General features: G+C 30.7%; 17 protein-coding genes. 9 read left to right on the top strand and 8 right to left on the bottom strand.

Annotated elements, in window-relative coordinates; translation table 11 throughout:
* Position 1: 1 nt before the first annotated feature.
* The 4 genes from xerC to G6Z82_RS03200 are packed head-to-tail and all read left to right on the top strand — an operon-like array spanning position 2 to position 3,765.
* Complete coding sequence (xerC, locus tag G6Z82_RS03185) at positions 2-925, top strand: tyrosine recombinase XerC (protein WP_102215201.1); 924 nt, start codon at positions 2-4, stop codon at positions 923-925.
* A gap of 3 nt (positions 926-928) precedes the next feature.
* Positions 929-1,453, top strand: coding sequence for an HslVU peptidase proteolytic subunit (hslV, locus tag G6Z82_RS03190; RefSeq protein ID WP_102215202.1), 525 nt, complete (start codon positions 929-931; stop codon positions 1,451-1,453).
* A gap of 10 nt (positions 1,454-1,463) precedes the next feature.
* Positions 1,464-2,858 (top strand): ATP-dependent protease ATPase subunit HslU, encoded by a 1,395-nt coding sequence (hslU, locus tag G6Z82_RS03195; protein ID WP_006731936.1) that lies wholly within the window; start codon positions 1,464-1,466, stop codon positions 2,856-2,858.
* 16 nt (positions 2,859-2,874) lie between these two features.
* Positions 2,875-3,765 carry an aldose 1-epimerase family protein gene (locus G6Z82_RS03200; RefSeq protein WP_006729963.1) on the top strand — a complete coding sequence of 297 codons (891 nt, stop codon included), beginning with the start codon at positions 2,875-2,877 and terminating at the stop codon, positions 3,763-3,765.
* A gap of 32 nt (positions 3,766-3,797) precedes the next feature.
* Here G6Z82_RS03200 and plsY read toward each other — a convergent pair whose 3' ends face one another.
* Positions 3,798-4,427: a glycerol-3-phosphate 1-O-acyltransferase PlsY gene (gene plsY, locus G6Z82_RS03205; protein ID WP_006732148.1), complete on the bottom strand. Its 630-nt coding sequence runs from the start codon at positions 4,425-4,427 to the stop codon at positions 3,798-3,800.
* 110 nt (positions 4,428-4,537) lie between these two features.
* Here plsY and parE point away from each other — a divergent pair, with 110 nt between their 5' ends.
* The 4 genes from parE (at position 4,538) to G6Z82_RS03225 (ending at position 10,733) form a co-directional block, all read left to right on the top strand.
* Entirely contained in the window at positions 4,538-6,481 is a 1,944-nt protein-coding gene (parE, locus tag G6Z82_RS03210) for a DNA topoisomerase IV subunit B (protein WP_164785787.1), read from the top strand.
* Positions 6,482-6,506: 25 nt separating this feature from the next.
* Entirely contained in the window at positions 6,507-9,002 is a 2,496-nt protein-coding gene (gene parC / locus G6Z82_RS03215) for a DNA topoisomerase IV subunit A (RefSeq protein WP_164785788.1), read from the top strand.
* Between the two features lie 78 nt (positions 9,003-9,080).
* Positions 9,081-10,016 (top strand): manganese-dependent inorganic pyrophosphatase, encoded by a 936-nt coding sequence (locus G6Z82_RS03220; protein ID WP_006735116.1) that lies wholly within the window; start codon positions 9,081-9,083, stop codon positions 10,014-10,016.
* A gap of 120 nt (positions 10,017-10,136) precedes the next feature.
* A complete protein-coding gene (locus tag G6Z82_RS03225) occupies positions 10,137-10,733 on the top strand; it encodes a peptidylprolyl isomerase (RefSeq protein WP_006730740.1) in 597 nt (198 codons plus the stop codon).
* A gap of 94 nt (positions 10,734-10,827) precedes the next feature.
* Here G6Z82_RS03225 and G6Z82_RS03230 read toward each other — a convergent pair whose 3' ends face one another.
* Positions 10,828-11,700, bottom strand: a complete 873-nt coding sequence (locus tag G6Z82_RS03230; RefSeq protein ID WP_102878110.1) for a DegV family protein — start codon at positions 11,698-11,700, stop codon at positions 10,828-10,830.
* Between the two features lie 193 nt (positions 11,701-11,893).
* Here G6Z82_RS03230 and G6Z82_RS03235 point away from each other — a divergent pair, with 193 nt between their 5' ends.
* Positions 11,894-13,591 carry an Rqc2 family fibronectin-binding protein gene (locus G6Z82_RS03235; RefSeq protein WP_164785789.1) on the top strand — a complete coding sequence of 566 codons (1,698 nt, stop codon included), beginning with the start codon at positions 11,894-11,896 and terminating at the stop codon, positions 13,589-13,591.
* Between the two features lie 67 nt (positions 13,592-13,658).
* Here G6Z82_RS03235 and G6Z82_RS03240 read toward each other — a convergent pair whose 3' ends face one another.
* Genes G6Z82_RS03240 through G6Z82_RS03265 form a run of 6 tightly spaced genes read right to left on the bottom strand, consistent with a single transcriptional unit; the run spans position 13,659 to position 21,342 of the window.
* A complete protein-coding gene (locus G6Z82_RS03240) occupies positions 13,659-16,826 on the bottom strand; it encodes a carbamoyl phosphate synthase large subunit (RefSeq protein WP_164785790.1) in 3,168 nt (1,055 codons plus the stop codon).
* A gap of 6 nt (positions 16,827-16,832) precedes the next feature.
* Positions 16,833-17,894, bottom strand: a complete 1,062-nt coding sequence (locus G6Z82_RS03245; RefSeq protein WP_164785791.1) for a carbamoyl phosphate synthase small subunit — start codon at positions 17,892-17,894, stop codon at positions 16,833-16,835.
* A 4-nt stretch (positions 17,895-17,898) separates the two neighbouring features.
* Complete coding sequence (locus tag G6Z82_RS03250) at positions 17,899-18,834, bottom strand: RluA family pseudouridine synthase (protein WP_006729953.1); 936 nt, start codon at positions 18,832-18,834, stop codon at positions 17,899-17,901.
* A gap of 7 nt (positions 18,835-18,841) precedes the next feature.
* Complete coding sequence (gene lspA, locus G6Z82_RS03255; RefSeq protein WP_006729952.1) at positions 18,842-19,318, bottom strand: signal peptidase II; 477 nt, start codon at positions 19,316-19,318, stop codon at positions 18,842-18,844.
* Positions 19,319-20,995: a formate--tetrahydrofolate ligase gene (locus tag G6Z82_RS03260; protein ID WP_006729951.1), complete on the bottom strand. Its 1,677-nt coding sequence runs from the start codon at positions 20,993-20,995 to the stop codon at positions 19,319-19,321.
* Entirely contained in the window at positions 20,995-21,342 is a 348-nt protein-coding gene (locus G6Z82_RS03265) for a hypothetical protein (protein ID WP_006729950.1), read from the bottom strand. The genes G6Z82_RS03260 and G6Z82_RS03265 overlap by 1 nt, the downstream gene beginning before the upstream one ends.
* Positions 21,343-21,418 lie beyond the last annotated feature (76 nt).

The raw sequence follows: 21,418 nt of genomic DNA on the forward strand, positions 1-21,418 counted from the left end.
GTTGAAACAAGCAGATGATTTTTTGAAATTATATTATAATTATTTGAAAAATGAGCGAAATTATAGTATTAATACTTGTAAGGCGTATATGGACGATTTGTCAGAGGCACGAACCTTTTTTGTTGAAAATGGTGGTTTTATTGATTGGCTAAAATTATCATCAAGAGATATTGAAATTTTTATACAATATTTAGCACAAAAAAAAGATAAGCGTAGCACCCAAAGTCGAAAAATTTCAACTTTACGTTCGTTTTACAGATTTCTTAATAAGAGAAATATAATTCCCGTTAATCCTGTAGAATTAATTAGTTTGAGGGGAAATCATAAAAATTTACCTGAATTCTTGTATAGTGACGAAATGGTCAAGGTTTTAAAATCTATTTCGACGACTACGCCATTGGGTTTGCGTAATATGGCTTTGTTAGAGTTATTTTATGCAACTGGTATGCGTGTTAGTGAAATTTCAAACCTGAAACTAGATCAAATTGATTTTGAATTGAATTTAATATTGGTACATGGTAAAGGAAATAAGGATCGATATGTTGCATTTGGAGAAGAAGCAAAGACTGCTCTAAATAACTACCTTGTGGAAGCTCGAAAAAAACTTTTATTACATAAAACAGATTATGGATATGTTTTTTTGAATTCTAATGGCAATAGGATAACAAGTCGAGGACTAGAATATATTATTAAAAATATCTTTTTAAATGCTGGTATATCTGCTAGTGTTCATCCACATATGTTGAGACATACATTTGCTACGCAGATGCTGAATAATGGTGCAGATTTGAGAACTGTTCAAGAATTATTAGGACATGAATCTATTTCTACTACACAGATTTATACTCATGTAACTAAACAACATTTATGTGATATTTATCATAAGTATTTTCCTAGAGATAATAAAGAAAATGAGGCGAAATAAAAAATGACAACTATATGTGCAGTTAGACATAAAGGAAAAATAGCAATTGCTGGAGATGGTCAAGTAACTTTAGGTGAAAAGGTTATAGCAAAATCAACTGCTAAAAAAGTACGCCGTATATATCATAACCAAGTTGTAGTTGGTTTTGCTGGCGGTGTTGCTGATGCAGTAAGTTTACAAGATATGCTAGAGGGTAAGCTAGAGACTTATTCTGGAGATTTACGTAGGTCTACTGTTGAGATGGCTCAAGGCTGGAGAAAAGATCCTACCTTAGCTAAATTACAAGCTATGATGATAGCATTTAATGACCAGGATCTACTATTAATTTCTGGTAATGGTGAAGTATTGGAACCAGATGAAGATGTAGTAGCTATAGGCTCAGGTGGCAATTATGCACAAGCTGCAGCATTAGCAATGATTAGACATAGTTCTGATATGGATGCTTGTGACATAGCTAAAGAAGCAGTTTTGATTGCAGCAGGAATAGATGTATTTACAGACGATAAAATAACTAGTGATGAAATTTAGGAGAGATTATATGGTAAAAACCCCAAAACAAATAGTAGAGTTATTAGATAATTATATAATTGGACAAGATTCTGCCAAGAAAGCTGTAGCAGTTGCATTATATAATCGTTATCGTAGATTGCAATTGCCAAAAGATTTGCAACAAGAAATTACACCTAAAAATATTTTAATGGCGGGACCCACAGGAGTTGGTAAAACAGAAATTGCTCGTAGGTTAGCTAAGATTGTTAATGCACCTTTTGTAAAAGTAGAAGCAACAAAATTTACAGAAGTTGGATATGTTGGACGTAATGTTGAATCAATGGTACGTGATTTGGTAGAAGAATCCGTCCGAATATCAGAACAAGCAGAGTTTGATCGAGTTAAAATTGAAGCAACTGAACATGCCAATGATCGATTGATAAAATTATTAGTGCCAGGTTTCGGAGATGAAGAGGAAGAGGATGATCCTTCAGAGAGATGGGTTGACTTTTTTTCCGACACTTTGGATGATGAAGATGACGATGAAGACGATGAAGAATTAGATGATCAAATTATAGATAAAAGAGCATCTGTTGCAGATAAGCTTAAAAAAGGTTTGTTGGAAAATCATGAAGTTACACTTTATGTTGAATCCGCTACTAAAGCTAATCAAATGAACGACATGATAGGGCAAATGGGAATGGATATGTCTAGTTTAATGGGTGGTTTGATGCCTAAAAAACGCGTTAGAAGGACACTATCTGTTAAAGATGCACGCGAACTTTTAATTCAAGAGGAAGCAAAAAAACTTATTAATTATGATAGTTTATATCAAAAGGCTGTTGTACAAGCTCAGCAAAATGGTATTATTTTCATAGATGAAATAGATAAAACAGTGGCAGGTGATAAAAATACTACTGGTCAAGTTTCTCGTGAAGGTGTTCAAAGAGATATTTTGCCTATTGTTGAGGGTTCAATAGTTTCAACGAAGTATGGACCTGTTAATACTGAACATATATTATTTATTGCTGCTGGAGCTTTTGCTGAAAGCAAACCAAGTGATTTAATTCCTGAATTACAAGGACGTTTCCCTATCAGAGTTGAACTAAATCCTTTAAGAGAATCTGATTTTGTTAGGATTTTAAAAGATTCAAAGAACTCTTTGTTGAAGCAATATGAATCATTATTGAAGACTGATGGTATAAATCTTATTTTCACGCAAGAAGCCATTTGTAAACTAGCTAAAATAGCTTATGATGTTAACCAAGGAACAGACAATGTTGGTGCACGTAGATTAGCTACAATTTTAGAAAAACTACTTGAAGATATTTTATTTGATGGTCCTGATATGTCAGAGGGTGAAATCACCGTTACAGAACAGTATGTTGATAAAAAACTGGGCGATATTATTACTAATAAGGATTTAACGAAATTCATATTATAAAGAGGGTGTTAATGTAATGGAATATCAATTAAAAAACAGTTTTTTAACTTTAACTGTATCAACTTTAGGGGCTGAGATACAGAGTGTTGTTGACAATAATAGCAAATGTGAATATATTTGGACTGCTAAAAAAGAAGTTTGGCCACAGCACGCACCTGTTTTATTCCCGATAGTAGGTAGATTAAAGAATGATCAATATACCTATAAGAATAAAACATATCATTTGGGACAACATGGTTTCGCTCATAAAAAGGAATTTGAGCTTGATCAACAAGACGATACATCAATAACTTTGTTATTAAAGTCTGATGAAGAGACTAAAAAACAGTACCCTTTTGATTTTGAATTTAGGGTTAAATACAGTTTAGTTAACAATTTGATTAAGGAAGATTTTATCGTCACTAATACAGGTAGTGAAGAAATGATTTTCGGTGTTGGTGGTCATCCTGGATTTAATTTACCAACTAACCAAGGTTTGAAAAAGGAAGACTATTATTTTAAATTTGATCCTTCAATTGATCATGTAAGAATTCCTTTGGAAGCTCCTTTACTAGATTGGGAGAACAGATCACTTGTTTCTACTAATTCTTTATTTGAAATTAATGATCAACTTTTTGAAAAGGACGCTTGGATTTTTCAGTTAGATAATCATCCTACAAAAGTGTCAATTAAGACAGATAAAAGTAATTACCATATTAATGTTCACATCGATAATGCACCTTATGTTGGTTTATGGTCACAATATCCTGTTACAGCCGATTATATTTGTATAGAGCCATGGTGGGGAATTGCAGATACCAAAGATACTAATGGTAAATTAGAAGATAAAATAGGTATGAATAGAGTTGCTGCCGGTCAAACGTGGAGTAATGGATTTTCAATGGCATTTCATGATGAAACAAAATAATAAAAAATTCTACTGATGAACAGTAGAATTTTTTATTTTATTTTTCTATACCAATAAAATAATCCAAAGGGGATAATATTTTCTTTTCCATTTATTAACCTGATAATATTAGATCTATGTCTAATATAGACTAGTAAAACCAGAAATCCTAATAATATAGATAAATAAATGTCATGAAATAAAAAGGACACAATAAAAATAATTACAATAGATATTAGAGCAGATAAACTAATACAACTAGTGATAAAAATCATAGGTAAAAAAATAGTTGCACATACTAAAGTAAAATTAAAGTTATATGCAAACAAAACACCAGCTATTGTTGCTACAGCTTTTCCACCTTTAAATTTTAAAAATATGGAGAATGTGTGACCTAAAATTGCTAATAAACCTGTTATCAGTAAAACCAAATTTACAACATGGATATGGCATAGTTTAAACATATTTACTGCTAACCATCCCTTAAAGACATCTGCGAATAATACAGCTATTCCTGCTTTAGGACCTAAGATTCGAAATGTATTTGTTGTACCAATATTTCCTGATCCGAAGTTTCTAATATCCTTTTTAAAGAATATTAGGCCAACGATTAGTCCACTAGGAAATGAACCTAATAAATATGCTAAAATAAATAATATAATATTAGAATTAAATACAGACATAATGTTATCATCAACCTCAATTAAACATAAAACTATTTTATCAAAATTTATAAAATTATCCAAATTGTGTAGAATTAATTGAGTTTGATTTGAAATGGAGGAAAAATTGTTTGACTAATTTAAATAATACGTATGATGATTCTTCAATTCAAATACTTCATGGATTGGAAGCAGTTAGAAAAAGACCAGGTATGTACATAGGTTCGACTGATCGACAAGGTCTTAATCATTTAGTATATGAAATATTAGATAATTCTGTTGATGAAGCTATGGCAGGTTATGGCAAGGAAATAAATGTGACTATTCATCCAGATAATTCAGTATCGGTACAGGATTTCGGCCGTGGAATGCCTACAGGAATGCATGCATCAGGGTTACCTACTATTGAAGTTATTTTAACAGTGTTACATGCAGGTGGTAAATTCACTGAAAAGAATTATCAAACATCAGGAGGATTACACGGTGTAGGTTCTTCTGTAGTTAATGCTCTATCAGAATGGTTAAAAGTTAGAGTAGTTCGTGATGGTCAAGCTTTTGAAGAAGAATTTGTTGATGGTGGTAAGCCTGTAGGAACATTAAAAAAATTAGGAGCAACTTCTGATAAAACAGGTACATTGATTACTTTTAAACCTGATTCCAAGATATTTTCGACTACAATTTATAAATATGAAACTATTCAGGAGAGACTGAGAGAAGCTGCATTCCTTTTAAAAGGTGTTCGTTTCACTTTGACTGATGAACGTGATCCTCAACGTAAAGATGAGTTTTATTATGATGATGGAATCAAATCATTTGTATCTTATTTAAATGAAGATAAAGATACTATAGGAGATATTTTTTATTTTGAGGGCGAGATCGACAATATTAAAGTTGAATTTTCTGGTCAATATAATGATGGTTATTCTGAGAATGTTGTATCTTTTGTTAATAATGTTAGAACAATTGATGGTGGAAGTCATGAAGCAGGAGCACGTAGTGGCTTTACACGAGCATTTAATGATTATGCTAAGAAACAAGGATTGTTAAAGACAAAAGATAAGGGCTTGGAAGGATCAGATTATAGAGAAGGTCTTAGTGCTGTTTTATCTGTTAAAATACCTGAAGAATTATTGGAATTTGAGGGTCAAACTAAAGGAAAATTAGGTACACCTCAAGCTAGAAGTGTAGTTGATAATATTATTTATGAGCAACTGTCATATTATTTGATGGAAAATGGTGAATTTGCTCAAAAATTAGTTCAAAAAGCTCGAAGAGCACGGGAGGCACGTGAAGCAGCCAAAAAAGCTAGAGATGAGAGTAGATCTGGTAAGAAAAGAAAAAAGAAAGAAGTTTTATCTGGTAAGTTGACTCCCGCTCAATCTAGAAATCCTGAAAAAAATGAATTATTCTTGGTCGAAGGGGATTCAGCTGGAGGTTCGGCTAAACAAGGTCGTGATCGAAAATTCCAAGCTATTTTACCGTTGCGTGGAAAAGTATTGAATACGCAAAAAGCTAGGTTACAAGACATCTTTAAAAATGAAGAAATAAACACCATGATTCATACCATAGGTGCTGGTGTAGGACCTGATTTTGAAATAGCTGATGCGAATTACAATAAAATTATTATCATGACTGACGCAGATACTGATGGTGCTCATATTCAAATTCTTTTATTAACTTTCTTTTATCGCTATATGAAACCAATGATAGAGGCGGGACGTGTATATATTGCATTGCCACCTTTATACAAATTGGAAAAAGGCCAAGGAAAGAATGTAGAGATTAAGTATTCTTGGACAGATGAAGAGTTGCAAAAGGATGTTAAAGAATTTGGTAAGGGTTATTCTTTACAGAGATTTAAAGGATTAGGTGAAATGAATGCTGATCAGCTATGGGAAACAACGATGAATCCTAATACTCGTACTTTAATTAGAGTTAAGATAGATGATGCTGCATTAGCAGAGCGTAGAGTTACTACATTAATGGGTGATAAAGTAGCTGCAAGAAGAAAATGGATAGATGAAAATGTCAAGTTTAAATTAGGTGAAGATGCATCTATTTTAGAAAATCAATAATATTTTAAGAGGATAAATATTTTTAATGACTAATACTAAAATTAATGAACGAATTAAAGAAATGCCTTTAGAAGAAGTTATGGGTGAACGCTTTGGTCGCTATTCAAAATATATTATTCAAGAGCGTGCACTTCCTGATATTAGGGATGGACTTAAGCCTGTACAGAGGAGAATTTTATATGCTATGTACAAAGATGGCAATACCTTTGACAAAGCATATAAGAAAGCTGCTAAAGCAGTGGGAAATGTTATGGGTAATTTTCACCCGCATGGAGATAGTTCAATTTATGGTGCATTGGTACATTTGTCTCAAGATTGGAAAATGCGACAAACATTAATTGAAATGCATGGAAATAACGGTTCTATGGATGGTGATGGACCGGCAGCTATGCGTTATACAGAGTCACGCTTAAGCAAAATATCTAACTTATTACTGAAGGATATTGATAAAGATACTGTTCAAATGGTTTTAAACTTTGATGATACAGAGTATGAACCGACAGTTTTACCTGCCCATTTTCCTAATTTACTGGTAAATGGATCTACTGGAATTTCAGCTGGTTATGCGACTGAAATTCCGCCTCATAATTTATCTGAAGTTCTTGATGCATTAATTTATTTGATAAAACATCCTGATGCTAAAATTGATGAATTAATGACTTATATAAAAGGACCAGATTTTCCTACAGGTGGGTTAATCATTGGTAATCAAGGCATTAAAGATGCTTATGAAACTGGTAGAGGCAGAATACAAGTTCGTGCAAAAACTAAGATTAAAGTAACTAAAGGACAAAAACCACAAATTGTAATTACCGAAATACCTTTTGGCGTTAATAAGGCTATGTTAGTCAAAAAAATAGATGAAATTCGTTTAAATAAAGATGTTGATGGTATTACTGAAGTTAGAGATGAAACTGATCGTCATGGTTTATCAATAGTTATTGAATTGAAAAAGGAAGTAGATAGCGAAAATATTCTTAATTATTTATTTAAATCTACAGATTTACAAATTTCTTATAATTTTAATATGGTGGCTATTGATTACATGGCACCTGTTCAATTAGGATTGAAACGTATTTTATCTTCATATCTGGAACATAAAAAAAGCGTTGTATTAAAACGGACACATTTTGATTTAGTAAAATCTAAACAACGATTAGAAATAGTTGAAGGGTTAATCTATGCGTTAAATATTTTAGATCAAGTCATCAAAACTATTCGAGCATCTAAAGATAAAAAAGATGCAAAAGTTAATTTGATGAATAACTATAGCTTTACAGAAAAACAAGCAGAAGCAATTGTATCTTTACAATTATATAGATTGACCAATACAGATGTTAATCAATTGCTATCTGAAAAGAAACAATTAGAGGCTAATATTTTAGATTATTTAGATATTATTAATAATAAAAATCGACTGGAAGCAGTAATAGTTAAAGAATTTGAAGATGTAAAAAAAGAGTTTGGATCAGCACGTAGAACACAAATAGTTGAGCAATACAAAAAAATAGAGATTGATGAAAAAGCATTGCTTAGTGAAGAAGATGTTCGTGTATTAGTTAGTGCCAATGGTTACTTGAAACGCTCATCATTGCGTTCTTATCAATCGACAGATAGTGCTGATAATGGGCTACCTAGTGGTGATGAGGTTATTTTTGATAAAACTGTATCAACTTTGAGTAATTTATACATATTTACCAATAAAGGCAATTTAATTTATAGGCCTGTATACGAATTAGTTGATACAAAATGGCGAGAGACAGGACAACATTTATCTCAAGAAATAGTTTTAACTAATGATGAGAGAATCATCAGTGTATTTGATATTAATAATTTAAATAGTGATTTGACATTTTTAATTACTACTAATGATGGCTATATTAAGCAAGTTGCTTTAAGCGATTTACAACCTACTAGAACTTATAAATCAAGAGCTATTATGGTGATTAAATTAAAAGATGATCATAGCAATGTATTAATGGTAGAGCAATTAAAATCTGATAGTGATAATGAAATATTGCTCGTAACCAACAATGCATATGCATTAAGATTTGATGTTAATGAAGTTCCATTAGTTGGTCCTAGAGCAGCTGGTGTAAAATCAATTAATTTAAAAAACGATGATGATTATGTTGTTAGTGCTATAACTTTTGATCCCAAATGTTTGAATTCACTCAAATTAGGAATTGTTACTCAAAGAGGAGCTTTTAAGCAATTGCAAGTTGATTTGGTAAATAAATTTACGCGTGCTAAACGTGGTAGTATGATATTGCGTGAACTCAAAACTAAACCACATAGAATAGTAGCTGCACTTATATATACTCAAAATCATGATATTAATATAAAAACATCTAGTGATCGTACGATTAAGATCAGAACTAACGATTATCCAGTAGGAGATAGGTATTCTAATGGCTCATTTGTAGTTGATACTACTTCTGATGGTGTACCTGTTGCTCTAAAATTAGGTATGCCATTAGCCGAAGAACTTGGGCATGATGTTAGTGATTTATTTGATTAGCTGATTATCTCTACTAGACGTTAGTTGAATGTTATTTTAAAATAATAGTGTATCGTTAAAAAAAGGAGTAATTTCAATATGACAAAAGAATTGATTTTTGGACACCAAAATCCAGATACTGATGCGATTGGTACTGCCATTGCATTTTCATATTTACAAAATAAATTAGGTTATGATACTGAAGCTGTAGCATTAGGTAATCCAAATGATGAGACGCAATATGCCTTAGATAAGTTTGGCTTTAAAGCACCTAGGGTAGTAAAAACAGTTAAAAATGAAGTGGATTCTGTTATGCTAGTTGATCATAATGAACCACAACAAAGTGTAGCTGATATTGATCAAGTTAACGTTAGTTGGGTCGTTGATCATCATAGGATTATGAATTTCAATACTGCTAACCCATTATACTATCGTGCTGAGCCAGTAGGTTGTACAAGTACAGTTGTATGGAAAATGTATAAGGAAAATGGTGTAGAAATTCCTGCTAATATAGCTGGTATAATGTTATCTGCTATTATTTCTGATACATTATTATTAAAATCACCTACAACTACCCAAGATGATAAAAATGCTGTCGAGTTTTTAGCTAAAGTAGCTGGTGTTGATTATCAAGAGTATGGTTTGAGCTTACTAAAGGCTGGTACCAATATTGCATCTAAGACTGAAAAAGAATTAATTAATTTAGATGCTAAAAGTTTTGAATTAAATGGTCATATTGTTAGAATTGCACAAATTAATACTGTAGATTTACCTGAAGCTATGGAAAGAAAAGCAGCATTTATGAAAGAAATGCAAAATGCTAGTGCATCAGATAATTATGAAATGTTTATGCTTGTTATAACTAATATTTTAGATTCTAATTCTGAAGCAATTGTTGTCGGTACAGATGAATGCAAGCTTTTATTTGAAAAGGCTTTTGATAAAAAATTGGTTGATTCCTCTGTAGCTTTACCAGGAGTAGTTTCTCGTAAAAAACAAGTTGTTCCACCTTTAACGCAGGCTTTTGCAAATTAAAAGTTTTGAGTTAAAGTATTGAATTAAATTAATTTAAGTAAAAAACACTTTTCTTTTGATGTTTATATATTATTTATGTAGCAAATAAGCAAAGTGTTTTTTTGAAAGGTTTTTATATTTATGTCAAAAGAAAACGTATTTCCACAAATTGCACCAGAACAAGAAGTAGGTCCTGTTGTTCGTATTACAACTAGCTATGGTGATATTACAATTAAGTTATTTGAAAAAGAAGCCCCTATGACTGTTGAAAATTTTTTACAATTAGCCAAAAAAGACTATTATAATAATACAATTTTTCATCGTGTTATATCAGACTTTATGATTCAAGGTGGTGATCCCAAAGGAAATGGAACTGGTGGAACCAGTATATGGGGTCATTCATTTGAAGATGAATTCTCAGATGTTCTTTTTAATATCCGAGGTGCATTATCGATGGCTAATTCTGGTCCTAACACTAATGGCAGTCAATTCTTTATTGTTCAAAATAAGACAATGCCTAAACGTTATTTAAAGGATATGGAATCCGCTGGATATCCTAATGAAATTATTAATGCATATAAAAATGGCGGAACTCCGTGGCTAGATCATCGTCATACAGTTTTTGGTCAAGTAATCAAAGGGATGGATGTTGTTGATCAAATTGCTAAGGCTCCGCGAGATCGTGCTAATGATAAGCCTCTTGAAGATATAAAAATCATCAACATAGTAGAAGAATAGAATTAAAAGTATTACTTCGTATAATATATATTATGTAAAGTTATATTAAAATAAAAAATGCAACATTGGAAAATATTGCATTTTTTTATTTACATTACATTTTATCAATATCTTTTATCCAAGTAACTCCTAGAGCTTTTTCACCTAAATGAGTAGCAATAACTGGATCAAATTCTTGGATTTCAATATTATTTTGAGGATAAGCTTCTTTAAAGTATTCAAACAAAGACTCAGCACCTTGGATATCATTAGAATGATAAATCATTATTCTTAAATCTTGATTCTCGTTTACCAGATTAATTTTATCTTCTGCTAGCGAGATAGTTTTCTTTAGAGCTCGTTTCATGGATCTAACTTTATCGAAACTTACTATTTTATGTGATTGATCATCAAATGTTAGTAAGGGCTTAATTTGTAGCATAGATCCTACAAATGCACTGGCATTGCTTAATCTACCACCACGCACTAAATTTTTGAGGTCATCTACTACAAATATTTCATCAATAGTTGATGAAAGAGCATCTAGATGATCTATAATTTCTTTTGGAGTGCTTCCCTTTTTTGCTAACCGTGCAGCAGTTAGAGCTAAGTATCCCATTAATCTGACAGTTATACCTGAATCATATGGGATAATATTATATTCTGGATGCTCACTTGAAATAGTGTTAACTGTTTGAAAAAAACCAGAAATAGTAGAAGCTAAAGTAATTACAATTATCGCATCATATCCACTATTATGTAATTTATCAAACAATGCCATAGTATCTCCTAAAACAGGTTGAGATGTTTGAGGAAATCCCGAGCCATTTCTTTGCATATCAAATAATTGCTTGGTAGATATATCTATATTATCTAAATATGTATGATTATCGATTATAACTGGAATAGGTAGAATTGATATGTTGTTATCACTTGCTTCTTGCACCGTTATATCACTAGTACTATCAGTAACTATTGCAATTTTCACTACAAGGAACTCCTTTATTGATCTTATTTTTCTATGTGCATAGATTTTTATATATGTAAAAATTATACCACAAAAACTAATTTGCAAGAGCTTAAATATCATTTTATATTATACTAATAAAAATTAATGTGATATGCTTATTTATGTTCCTAATTTGTATAAAAGCTTTTTTAATTTAAAGGAGATATAACTTATGCCTTTTGACGGATTATTTATTCATAGCTTATTAAAAACATTAACTACAAATTTAAAAAAGGCAAGATTAAGCAAAATTTATCAGCCCTTTGACAATGATTTGATTCTTATTTTTAGAAATCAAGGTATCAATTATAAACTCTTAATTTCCATTAATGCCCAACATCCTAGAATGCATATCACCACTAAAAATATTATTAATCCAGATACTGCTTCAACTTTTGTTATGGTATTAAGAAAATATCTTGAAGGTGCTATTTTAAATGAAATAAAACAAGTTGGAATGGAACGAATTATTAATTTATATTTTTCCAATCGTAATGAATTTGGTGATGAAACTAATTTTGTGTTATCAGTGGAATTAATGGGAAGACATAGTAACGTTATTTTGTATAACAAAGCGACAAATAAAATAATTGATTTATTAAAAAGAATTAATCCTGAAGATAACCGTGTTAGACTACTTTTGCCACATGCAGATTATCAATTACCTCCCCTTATTACTGGTATTGATGGATCAACAATTACACAAAGTGAATTTGGCAGATTATTGGCAAAATATACTACCCCTTTAGATATGGTTAATAAATTTAACGGTTTAGACAGTGATGATAAGAAAGAGTTATTAGGTTATTTCAATAATGATTTTTCTTTCGATGCTTTAAAACTATTTATGAGTAATTTTGATAAGCCACAAGGTTATGTATTACAAACAGTAAATCATCAAAATAAATTTTTTTGCTATCGTCCCCGTTATTTGAATTTATATGTTGTATTGCAAAGCGAAGATATCAATAAGGCACTAGATGATTTTTATCAAGATATGGCAAATAAAGAATGGGTTCGCCAAAAAGCCAAAGCAGTTGAAAATGTCGTTAATAATGAGAATAAGAAATTATCTAGAAAATTGATTAAATTGCAGAAGCAGCTAGATTCTGCCGAAAATTCAACTGAATTTAGAATTAAAGGTGAAATTTTAAATGTGTATTTATCTAGCGTTAAGCCTGGAATAACAACCATCTCATTACCAAATTATTATGATGAAAATAAACCAATTAATATTAAATTAGATCCAGCTTTGTCCCCTGCTAAAAATGCTCAAAAATATTTTGTAAAATATCAAAAATTACGTAATTCCATAAAGTTTATTAAAGAACAGATTAAATTAACGCAAGATAATTTAGCTTATTTTGATACCATACAAACAGCCATTAATAATGCAGAGCCACAGGATATTGCTTTGATTCGCGAAGAATTAATTAATCAAGGATATATTAGACAGCATAATAAAAATAATAACTTAAGAAAGAAGAAAATTACAGCAGATAATATTGCTTGTTTCACATTAACTAGTGGCAAGAAAGTATGGGTCGGCAAAAATAATTATCAAAATGATTGGTTAACTCTCAAAAAGGCAGATAAAAGATTTTTATGGTTACATGTTAAAAACATACCAGGATCGCATGTAATTTTACAAGATATTGAACCTACGATGGCAGACATTAAAGAGGCCGCTGAAATTGCTGCATATTTTTCTAAGGCAAGGTATTCTGCTAATGTTGTAGTTGATTATATTACCGTTAAAAAAATAAAAAAACCTAAGGGAGCTAAACCAGGATTTGTTATTTATACTGGCCAAAAATCTATATCGGTTACTCCTATTAAAGAGGATATACTTTGTAAACGAGATAATTAAAAATTTTAATAAAGAAAAAAGGCATTTAACTATAGAAATACTTTTCGTTTCTATGGTTATGTGCCTTTTATAATGGTTGTGTACACATTGCCATTGTTTCTAAAACATTTAAAATATTTTCAGCTGATTGTATACTTGAAAATACTGGGATATGGGTATTTAATGCTTGATCTTTGATCATTATGGCATCATGACTTGCAGAGTCCGATAAATTTGTGACATTAATAACCAAATTAATTTTATGTTGAGCAATTTTTTCTAATAAACTATTATTACCAGTTTGCAGCTTTTCAACAATACTAGTGGTTATACCTTCTTCTGCTAGTATATTTGCAGTACCTTCAGTCGCTAATAATTGAAAACCTAATTTATGAAAGCGTGCAGCTACAGAAATAGCAGATTTCTTATCGGAATCCTTAACAGATATGAACACAGTGCCATAACTTGGAATCGTTAAATTACTTGCTTCATATCCTTTATATAGTGCAAATGGTAAGCGATTAGCACGCCCCATTACAGATCCTGATGTTTTCATTTTTGAATCAAATGTATTAACGCTATTATAACTCAGATAAGAAAATACAGGCATTTTGATATAAATTAAATTGTTGGAAGGCCAAACATCATTAGCTAATCCTAGTTCATCTAAATTTTTACCTAGCAAGACTTCAGTAGAAATTGCAGAAATATCTTGTTGTAATGATTTGCTAAGGAATGCGACGTTATGACCAGCATACGTTTTAATTTGTAAAACATATATTTGTTCATTAGCTAGTAGAATGTGTAAATTAATAGGACCTCTTAGATGTATTTGTTGAGCAATATTAACTACAGCGTCACGAATCAATCGTTGCTTATTACTGGTCAAATTTTGAGGTCTGAATACAGCTATTGAATCAGATGCATGAGAGCCAGTTTGTTCAAAGTGCTCAATAATACCTGGGATAGTGACATTTTTTCCGTCAGATATGGTAGTAATTTCGTATTTGTTCCCCTCAATAAATTGCGAGATTGAAATTTTATCTAAATCATTTTCGTCTATATAACGATTTAATGCTGGTTTATCAAATACTACAGCGGATTTTTGCTTTTTATCATTTTTAAAGCCACCTATTAATACCGGAAATTTGTATGTTTCGATAAATGATAAAACTTCATTACGATTAGTTGTAATCAGTGCTGGTACTGGGTTAACGTTAGCATTAACTATTTGTTGTTTCCTATCTTGTTGTAAAACGTCACTTAAATTGTCTTGTCCTAGCAGTTTTAGGCCGTGTGCTAATAATCGCTGTCTATACTGATTAATTTGTTTGCCAGAAAATTGAGTAATTAAATATTTAATATTTTCTTTTTTGCAAATATATAAAATATTTTCTAAGGTAATTGGTTCAAAATATACCCTGTCGCATAGATCATAAGAATTACTTATGCTTTCTGGATTATTGGAAATAATCACTGTTTGCATCTTATGTTTCTTCAATGTTTGGGCGACATGATAAATCATATAATCAAATTCACCTGTTTGTGATATTTGAAATGATTTTAAGCCGATAATCAGACATTTGTCTTGTTTGGATAAAGGTATAATCTCATTTTCTACATCATATCCAGAATAATAAGCGTTAATTTTAGGTGCATGTAATCCAGCTGTACCATCTATTCCAATATAAGATGGTTTAATATTATGCTTATCTAACAGTTCATCGATAAGATTTTCATCTATATTAGCTATCATCGATAGTAATTTATTTGAGAATCCGCATTTTTTAGCTGCTATTAAATTATTGACTTGTTCAGGATTTTGTTTGAACTTTTTACCAACATTAACTATATGTGCAATTTTTTGTAGAAAAATACAATTAATACCGGTGTGTAATTGAATATCTGATAAGGATATTCCTTTAGAAATAGCTACAATCAACATTAATAAATGATGGTTATCAACATGTTGTAATTTATTAATAATCTCATCATCGGAGGCATTATTTAAAGTATTAAAATAAATTCTCTTATTTTGCATTATGTTGGTAGTAGATTGAATAGCCTTCATGAGTGCAGTTTCAAAATTTCTACCGATGCCTAGTGCTAATCCACTTGATGTAGATTTGTTTCCTAGTTCATAATAATTGCTACTCAACTCAGTGAATGACCAATAAGGCATTTTAATTGCGAATGCATCATTAATAGGTTCAATAGCACTATTTAATCCGGATTGTGGATCAATTATTTCATTTAAGTTATATCCAATAGCAATTTTTGCAATTACATAGCCTACACTATAAATATTAATTCTATATGAAATTAAGCTAGTGTGTGTTAATCGAGGTTTGACACTTAGCACTTTATAAACAAAGCTATCTCCCTCTTTTTTGACTGCAAAATGAATAGTTAATATGCCATTGATATTTAAGAGATTAGCTATTTTATTGCAACAATGTCTTAGCTCCTGTATCTGATTATTATTGTGAGTTAAAATTGGTGCAATTAAAATAGAATCATGAGAGTTCACGCTTACTGGCTCAAGACTACTCATAGAATTAATAAAGCAACAATTTCCAGTGTTATCTCTTATTACATCAAAAATCAATTCTTCCCATGAAGATAGGTCTTCATTAATTCTATAATTTTTTAGGTTAAACCTAGTTGATTCAGCTTCTTGCTGAAAGTAGTCTTTAACCATTCCAAAATTATTAACAGAACAAACTTTATCTGTTCGATACTTTACTGATTTCGTTATTAGAAGTGGATACTGAGCATTTTTTAAAACATTACTTAAATCAGAAACGCTATGTAATAGCCATTGATCTGCAACTGGAATTTGGTTTTCTGATAAAAAATCATACAGAAATTGAGCATCTTTTATCTTTAAGCAGAGATCATTAATAGTTAAAAGCTTAATATTCATATCTTGAATGATGCCATCTTTTTGTAGTTTTTTTACTAATTCGATAGCTGGTGTTCCGCCGAATGCTGTTAAAATTGCATCCGGCTTTTCCATGCGGATAATTCTTTTAACGAAATCTGTAGTAAGCGGTTCTAAGAACACATGTATATTTTTGCAAGTATCCGTTTGAATTGTGGCGGGGTTAGGATTAATCAAAATAATTTGTACATTATCTTCACATAATGCTTGAATTGCTTGATGACACAAAATATCAAAATCGGAAACTTTGTTGACTATATTTGCTCCTGCACCTAAAATTAAAATCTTATTTATTTCTCTAGATAAAGGCATGTCATTCTACTCCATCATCATTGTAAAATCATCAAAAATTTTTTTTGCGTCAAAGGTTCCAGGAGATCCTTCAGGATTAAATGCTACACCGATAGCTTTATCTTGTAATAAAGAATATCCTGCGATTAAATCGGAGTTTAAATCATAATATATATTGGAAAAAGAAAGTTTGGTATCAACTGGCATAACTAAACTATTTAAATTAATGGATGTTTGCCAGATTTTATGAGTATTTTGATCAATAACTGGGAAATTAGATCCATTATAAGGTGGAAAGATATAAAATAATTCCAAGCCCAAATAATTACTCAACAGCAAATAGCCCAATCCTATTGTTAGAATTGGTAATTTCTTATAAAAGTAATCGAAAATAGGATTAATGTAGTTAATTAATTCTTCAACTTTACCAGGGCCATTAGAAATAATAATTCCGTCAGGTCTGATATTATTAATATCATTAATAGATGCATTATATGGTAATACAACACAATTTATTTTTCTCAGTGACAAAGCACGCAACAAAGAATGCTTGATACCTAAATCAATAACTGCTACAGTTTTTCCAACATTTGGTGCTGCATAAGCATTGCTGGTTGAAATTTGAGCAGTTTTATTTTTAGGTAATACTAAAGCTTTAATTTGATCAAATGCATGGTTATCATCAGTATCCATAATAGATGCTTTAATCGTTTTATGCTCTTTTATTTTATGGACTAATGATCTTACATCGATGCCATAAATACCAGGTATTTTTTTCTCACTTAGGAAATTATCTAATGATTGATAAGTATCAATTCCTTCAAAATAACTTTGAGGAGCTAGGTCATTAACAACGATGCCTTTAATACTTGGAACAATAGATTCGTAATCAATCGCATTAATTCCACTGCCACCGATCATAGGAGTAGTGAAAGCTAGTATTTTTCCAAAATTTGCAGGATCAGATATTGCCTCTTGATAACCGAAATTAGCAGTTTGGATAGCTAACTCACCTGTAGATATTGTTAATGATCCAAAACCTGTTCCTTTATATGCTGTACCATCTTCTAAAATTAAATATCTTGCCATTTTTTTATACCAAGTTATTTGTTAACTTTTTTCTCAATAAATATAACTGTTTTGCAAAAATTTGAGGTTCTGAGATAGAAAATTCCAACCATTGATTGGTTTTTGGATGATAGAAACCTAGAGTTTTTGCATGTAAAAATTGACCATTTCCATTTAATGTTTTCTTTGGACCATAAAGAGGATCACCTGCAATGGGATGACCAATATATGACATATGAACGCGAATTTGATGAGTTCTGCCCGTTTCCAAAATGCATTTAACTAAACTATAACCAGGAAATTGCTCCAATACAGTAAAATGCGTAATAGCCTTCTTTCCAGATGCTACTACTGCCATTTGTTGTCTTTGATATGGATTCCTACCAATCGGGGCATCAATTACCCCACTACTATGTTTAAAATTAGCATGTACTATGGCTATGTATTCCCTTTTATTTATTTTATTAGCTAATTGTTTTTCTAATGATATCCTAGCAGTTGCATTTTTTGCAATCATCAGCAAACCTGATGTATCTTTATCAATTCTATGTACAATACCCGGTCTGAATATTTCGTCACACTCAGCTAAATTTTTCGTGTGATATATCAAGCCATTAACTAATGTGTGGTCTGGATGACCTGCAGATGGATGAACTACCATTCCTTGCGGTTTATTTACTACAATAACATCGTCATCTTCATAGATAATATCCAAATTTAAATTTTCTGGATCTAATGATAAAGGTTGCGGAGAAGGAATTTCAATATTTATTTTATCGTTAGTGTTAACTTTATAAGACAATTTGGTCTGTAAACCATTTGTCGTAATAAGTTTTTGCTTAATTAATTCTTGCACACGTGTTCGACTGATAGTGGAAATATGTGTTGCAATATATTTATCAAGTCTAACCCCACTTTCTTCAGACTTGACAACTAAATTGTATGATATATTATCATTCATCTACTAATTAATTTTCCTTTTCTACTAAAAAGACAAAATAATAAAAAATAAAAATAACTCCAAAAGTAATAGCACAATCTGCCAAATTAAAAATATTGAAATTGATAAAATCTAAGTCAAACATATCAATAACATATTTGAATATTAATCTATCAATAAAATTACCCACTATGCCACCTAATACCATGGCGAGACCAAATTTAAAAATTCGGTGCGAGTATTTCAAACTGAATAAATAATATATTACTACTATTAACGCCAAAATACTGATTAGGTAAAATAAATTCATTTTACCTGCTAACAAATTCCATGCTGCACCAGTATTTCTTAAATAAGTAAATGATAATAAACCAGGAATGATTTCTCGACTTTGTCCTAATTTGAAATTATCAATTATATATCTTTTTAAAATTTGATCGCAAACAATTATTAATATGCTAATAATAAGATATTTACAATTATCAATAATATGGTATTTTTTCATTTAAAATAATCCTGAGATCTTTCCATCATTGTCGATGTCGATATTTAAGGCTGCTGGTTTCTTAGGTAAACCTGGCATATCAACAATATTTCCAGTATATACTACAATAAATCCTGCTCCATTTTTTAATGAAAGATTTTTGACATGTAGTGTAAAATTATCGGGTGCTCCCAATTGCTTTTTATCATCTGTAAATGATATTTGTGTTTTAGCCATTATAGGTGGGAGATCATCTTTTCCTAATTTTTTGATATTTTCTAGATGCTTTTCAGCTTTTTCTGAATAGACAACATTTGTTGCATGATAAATATTTTTAGCTATTTTTTCAATTTTTGCTTTAATATTGTCTGTTGGATCATAAGTTTTAATAATTTCTTTGGTATTATTATCTGCTAGATCAATTACTTTTTGTGCAGCTACTATTCCACCTTTTGAGCCTAAATCATGGTAATTAACAATTTCACTTTCAAATCCTTCTGCTCTAATTAATTCTTGTAAAGTTCTTAATTCGGCATCAGTGTCAGTATCAAATTTATTTATTAAAACAATGACAGGAATATTATATCGCTTCATATTATGCATGTGACGCTTTAAATTAACAAATCCTGCTGTCAAACTTTCTATATTTTCATTAGCCAAGTTGGTTGTAGATTTTTCATGCTGATATTTTAAAGCACGCACAGTTGCTACAATGACTACTGCATCTGGAGTTTTTTCTAGATGATCCGAAACAAAATCCATAAATTTTTGTCCACCTAAATCAGCTCCAAACCCTGCTTCAGTTAAAACGTAATCACTTAAGTGTAGTGCCAAATTAGTTGCAATTATAGAATTTGCTCCATGTGCAATATTAGCAAATGGTCCACCATGTATAAGGGTAGGAGTTTTTTCAAGAGTTTGTACCAAATTAGGTTTTAAAGCATCACCTAATAAAGCCGCAATTGATCCTTCAAATCCTAGATCATGTACATATATTGGTTTATTTGTTGTTGAAAAGCCGACTAAGATGTTACCAATTCTGTATTTCAAATCGTTAATATCTTTTGATAAACATAAAATAGCCATTAACTCATTAGCTACAGTGATAGCAAAACTTGCAGGTCGTTCGATACCATTAAACTTGGAACCTTGGCCGATTATAATTTTACGCAAAGTTCTATCATTAACATCTATTCCCCGTTTTAGTAGGATGCTATTAGGATCAAGATTACATTCATTATTTTGATATATATAATTATCAACTAATGCAGCTAGAGTATCTATTGCACATGTTAGTGCATGCATGTCACCAGTAAAATGAAGATTAATATCTTCCATTGGAACCACTTGTGCATATCCTCCACCAGTAGCTCCACCTTTTAATCCAAAAACTGGGCCTAATGATGGTTCCCTAAGAGCAATGATAGTCTTTTTATGTAATTGATTATTTATCGCATCACCTAATCCGATCGAAATCGTTGTCTTCCCTTCTCCTGCTGGTGTAGGAGAAATAGATGTTACGAGGATAAGTTTACCTAATTTGGAATTATGCTTAGCTTTTTTTATAGCATCCCAATGAATTTTAGCTTTATAATTTCCATATAAATCTAAATCATTACCAGATAATCCTAACTTATGTGCAATATCTGTAATTTTAATTGGTTTGTTTTTTTGTGAAATTTCAATATCTGAATACATTAAGCATTACTCCTTTTTTCAACAATCACTATAAAATAATTACTATTTGCAACATTTACTTTATAGAATGATAAACCTAAATACCGATTTATAAATTCTGGTTTAAACACCCGCTTTTTTTTAAGATATGGTAATTTCAAAAAATAAGTCTGATTCTTACATTCAATGTATGAAAAAAGCAATGTATAGATTAGAGAAATTATAAAAATTGACCCTAAAACAATACAAGCTAAACTAATATTTTTACTGGTTTCTTGTTGAAATATGATCGACATAAACAAGATAATAAATAACCATGAATAGTATATTAATCCATTAGTTCCCAAAAAAATAAAATGTTTTTTCATAGATCATTATCCTTATCAATTAAAATAACTATATTAGATTATAACAAAAAAAATGATAAAAGCTATTTATAAGCTT

It is taken from the genome of Lactobacillus iners (genome assembly GCF_011058775.1).
Lineage (GTDB): Bacteria > Bacillota > Bacilli > Lactobacillales > Lactobacillaceae > Lactobacillus > Lactobacillus iners.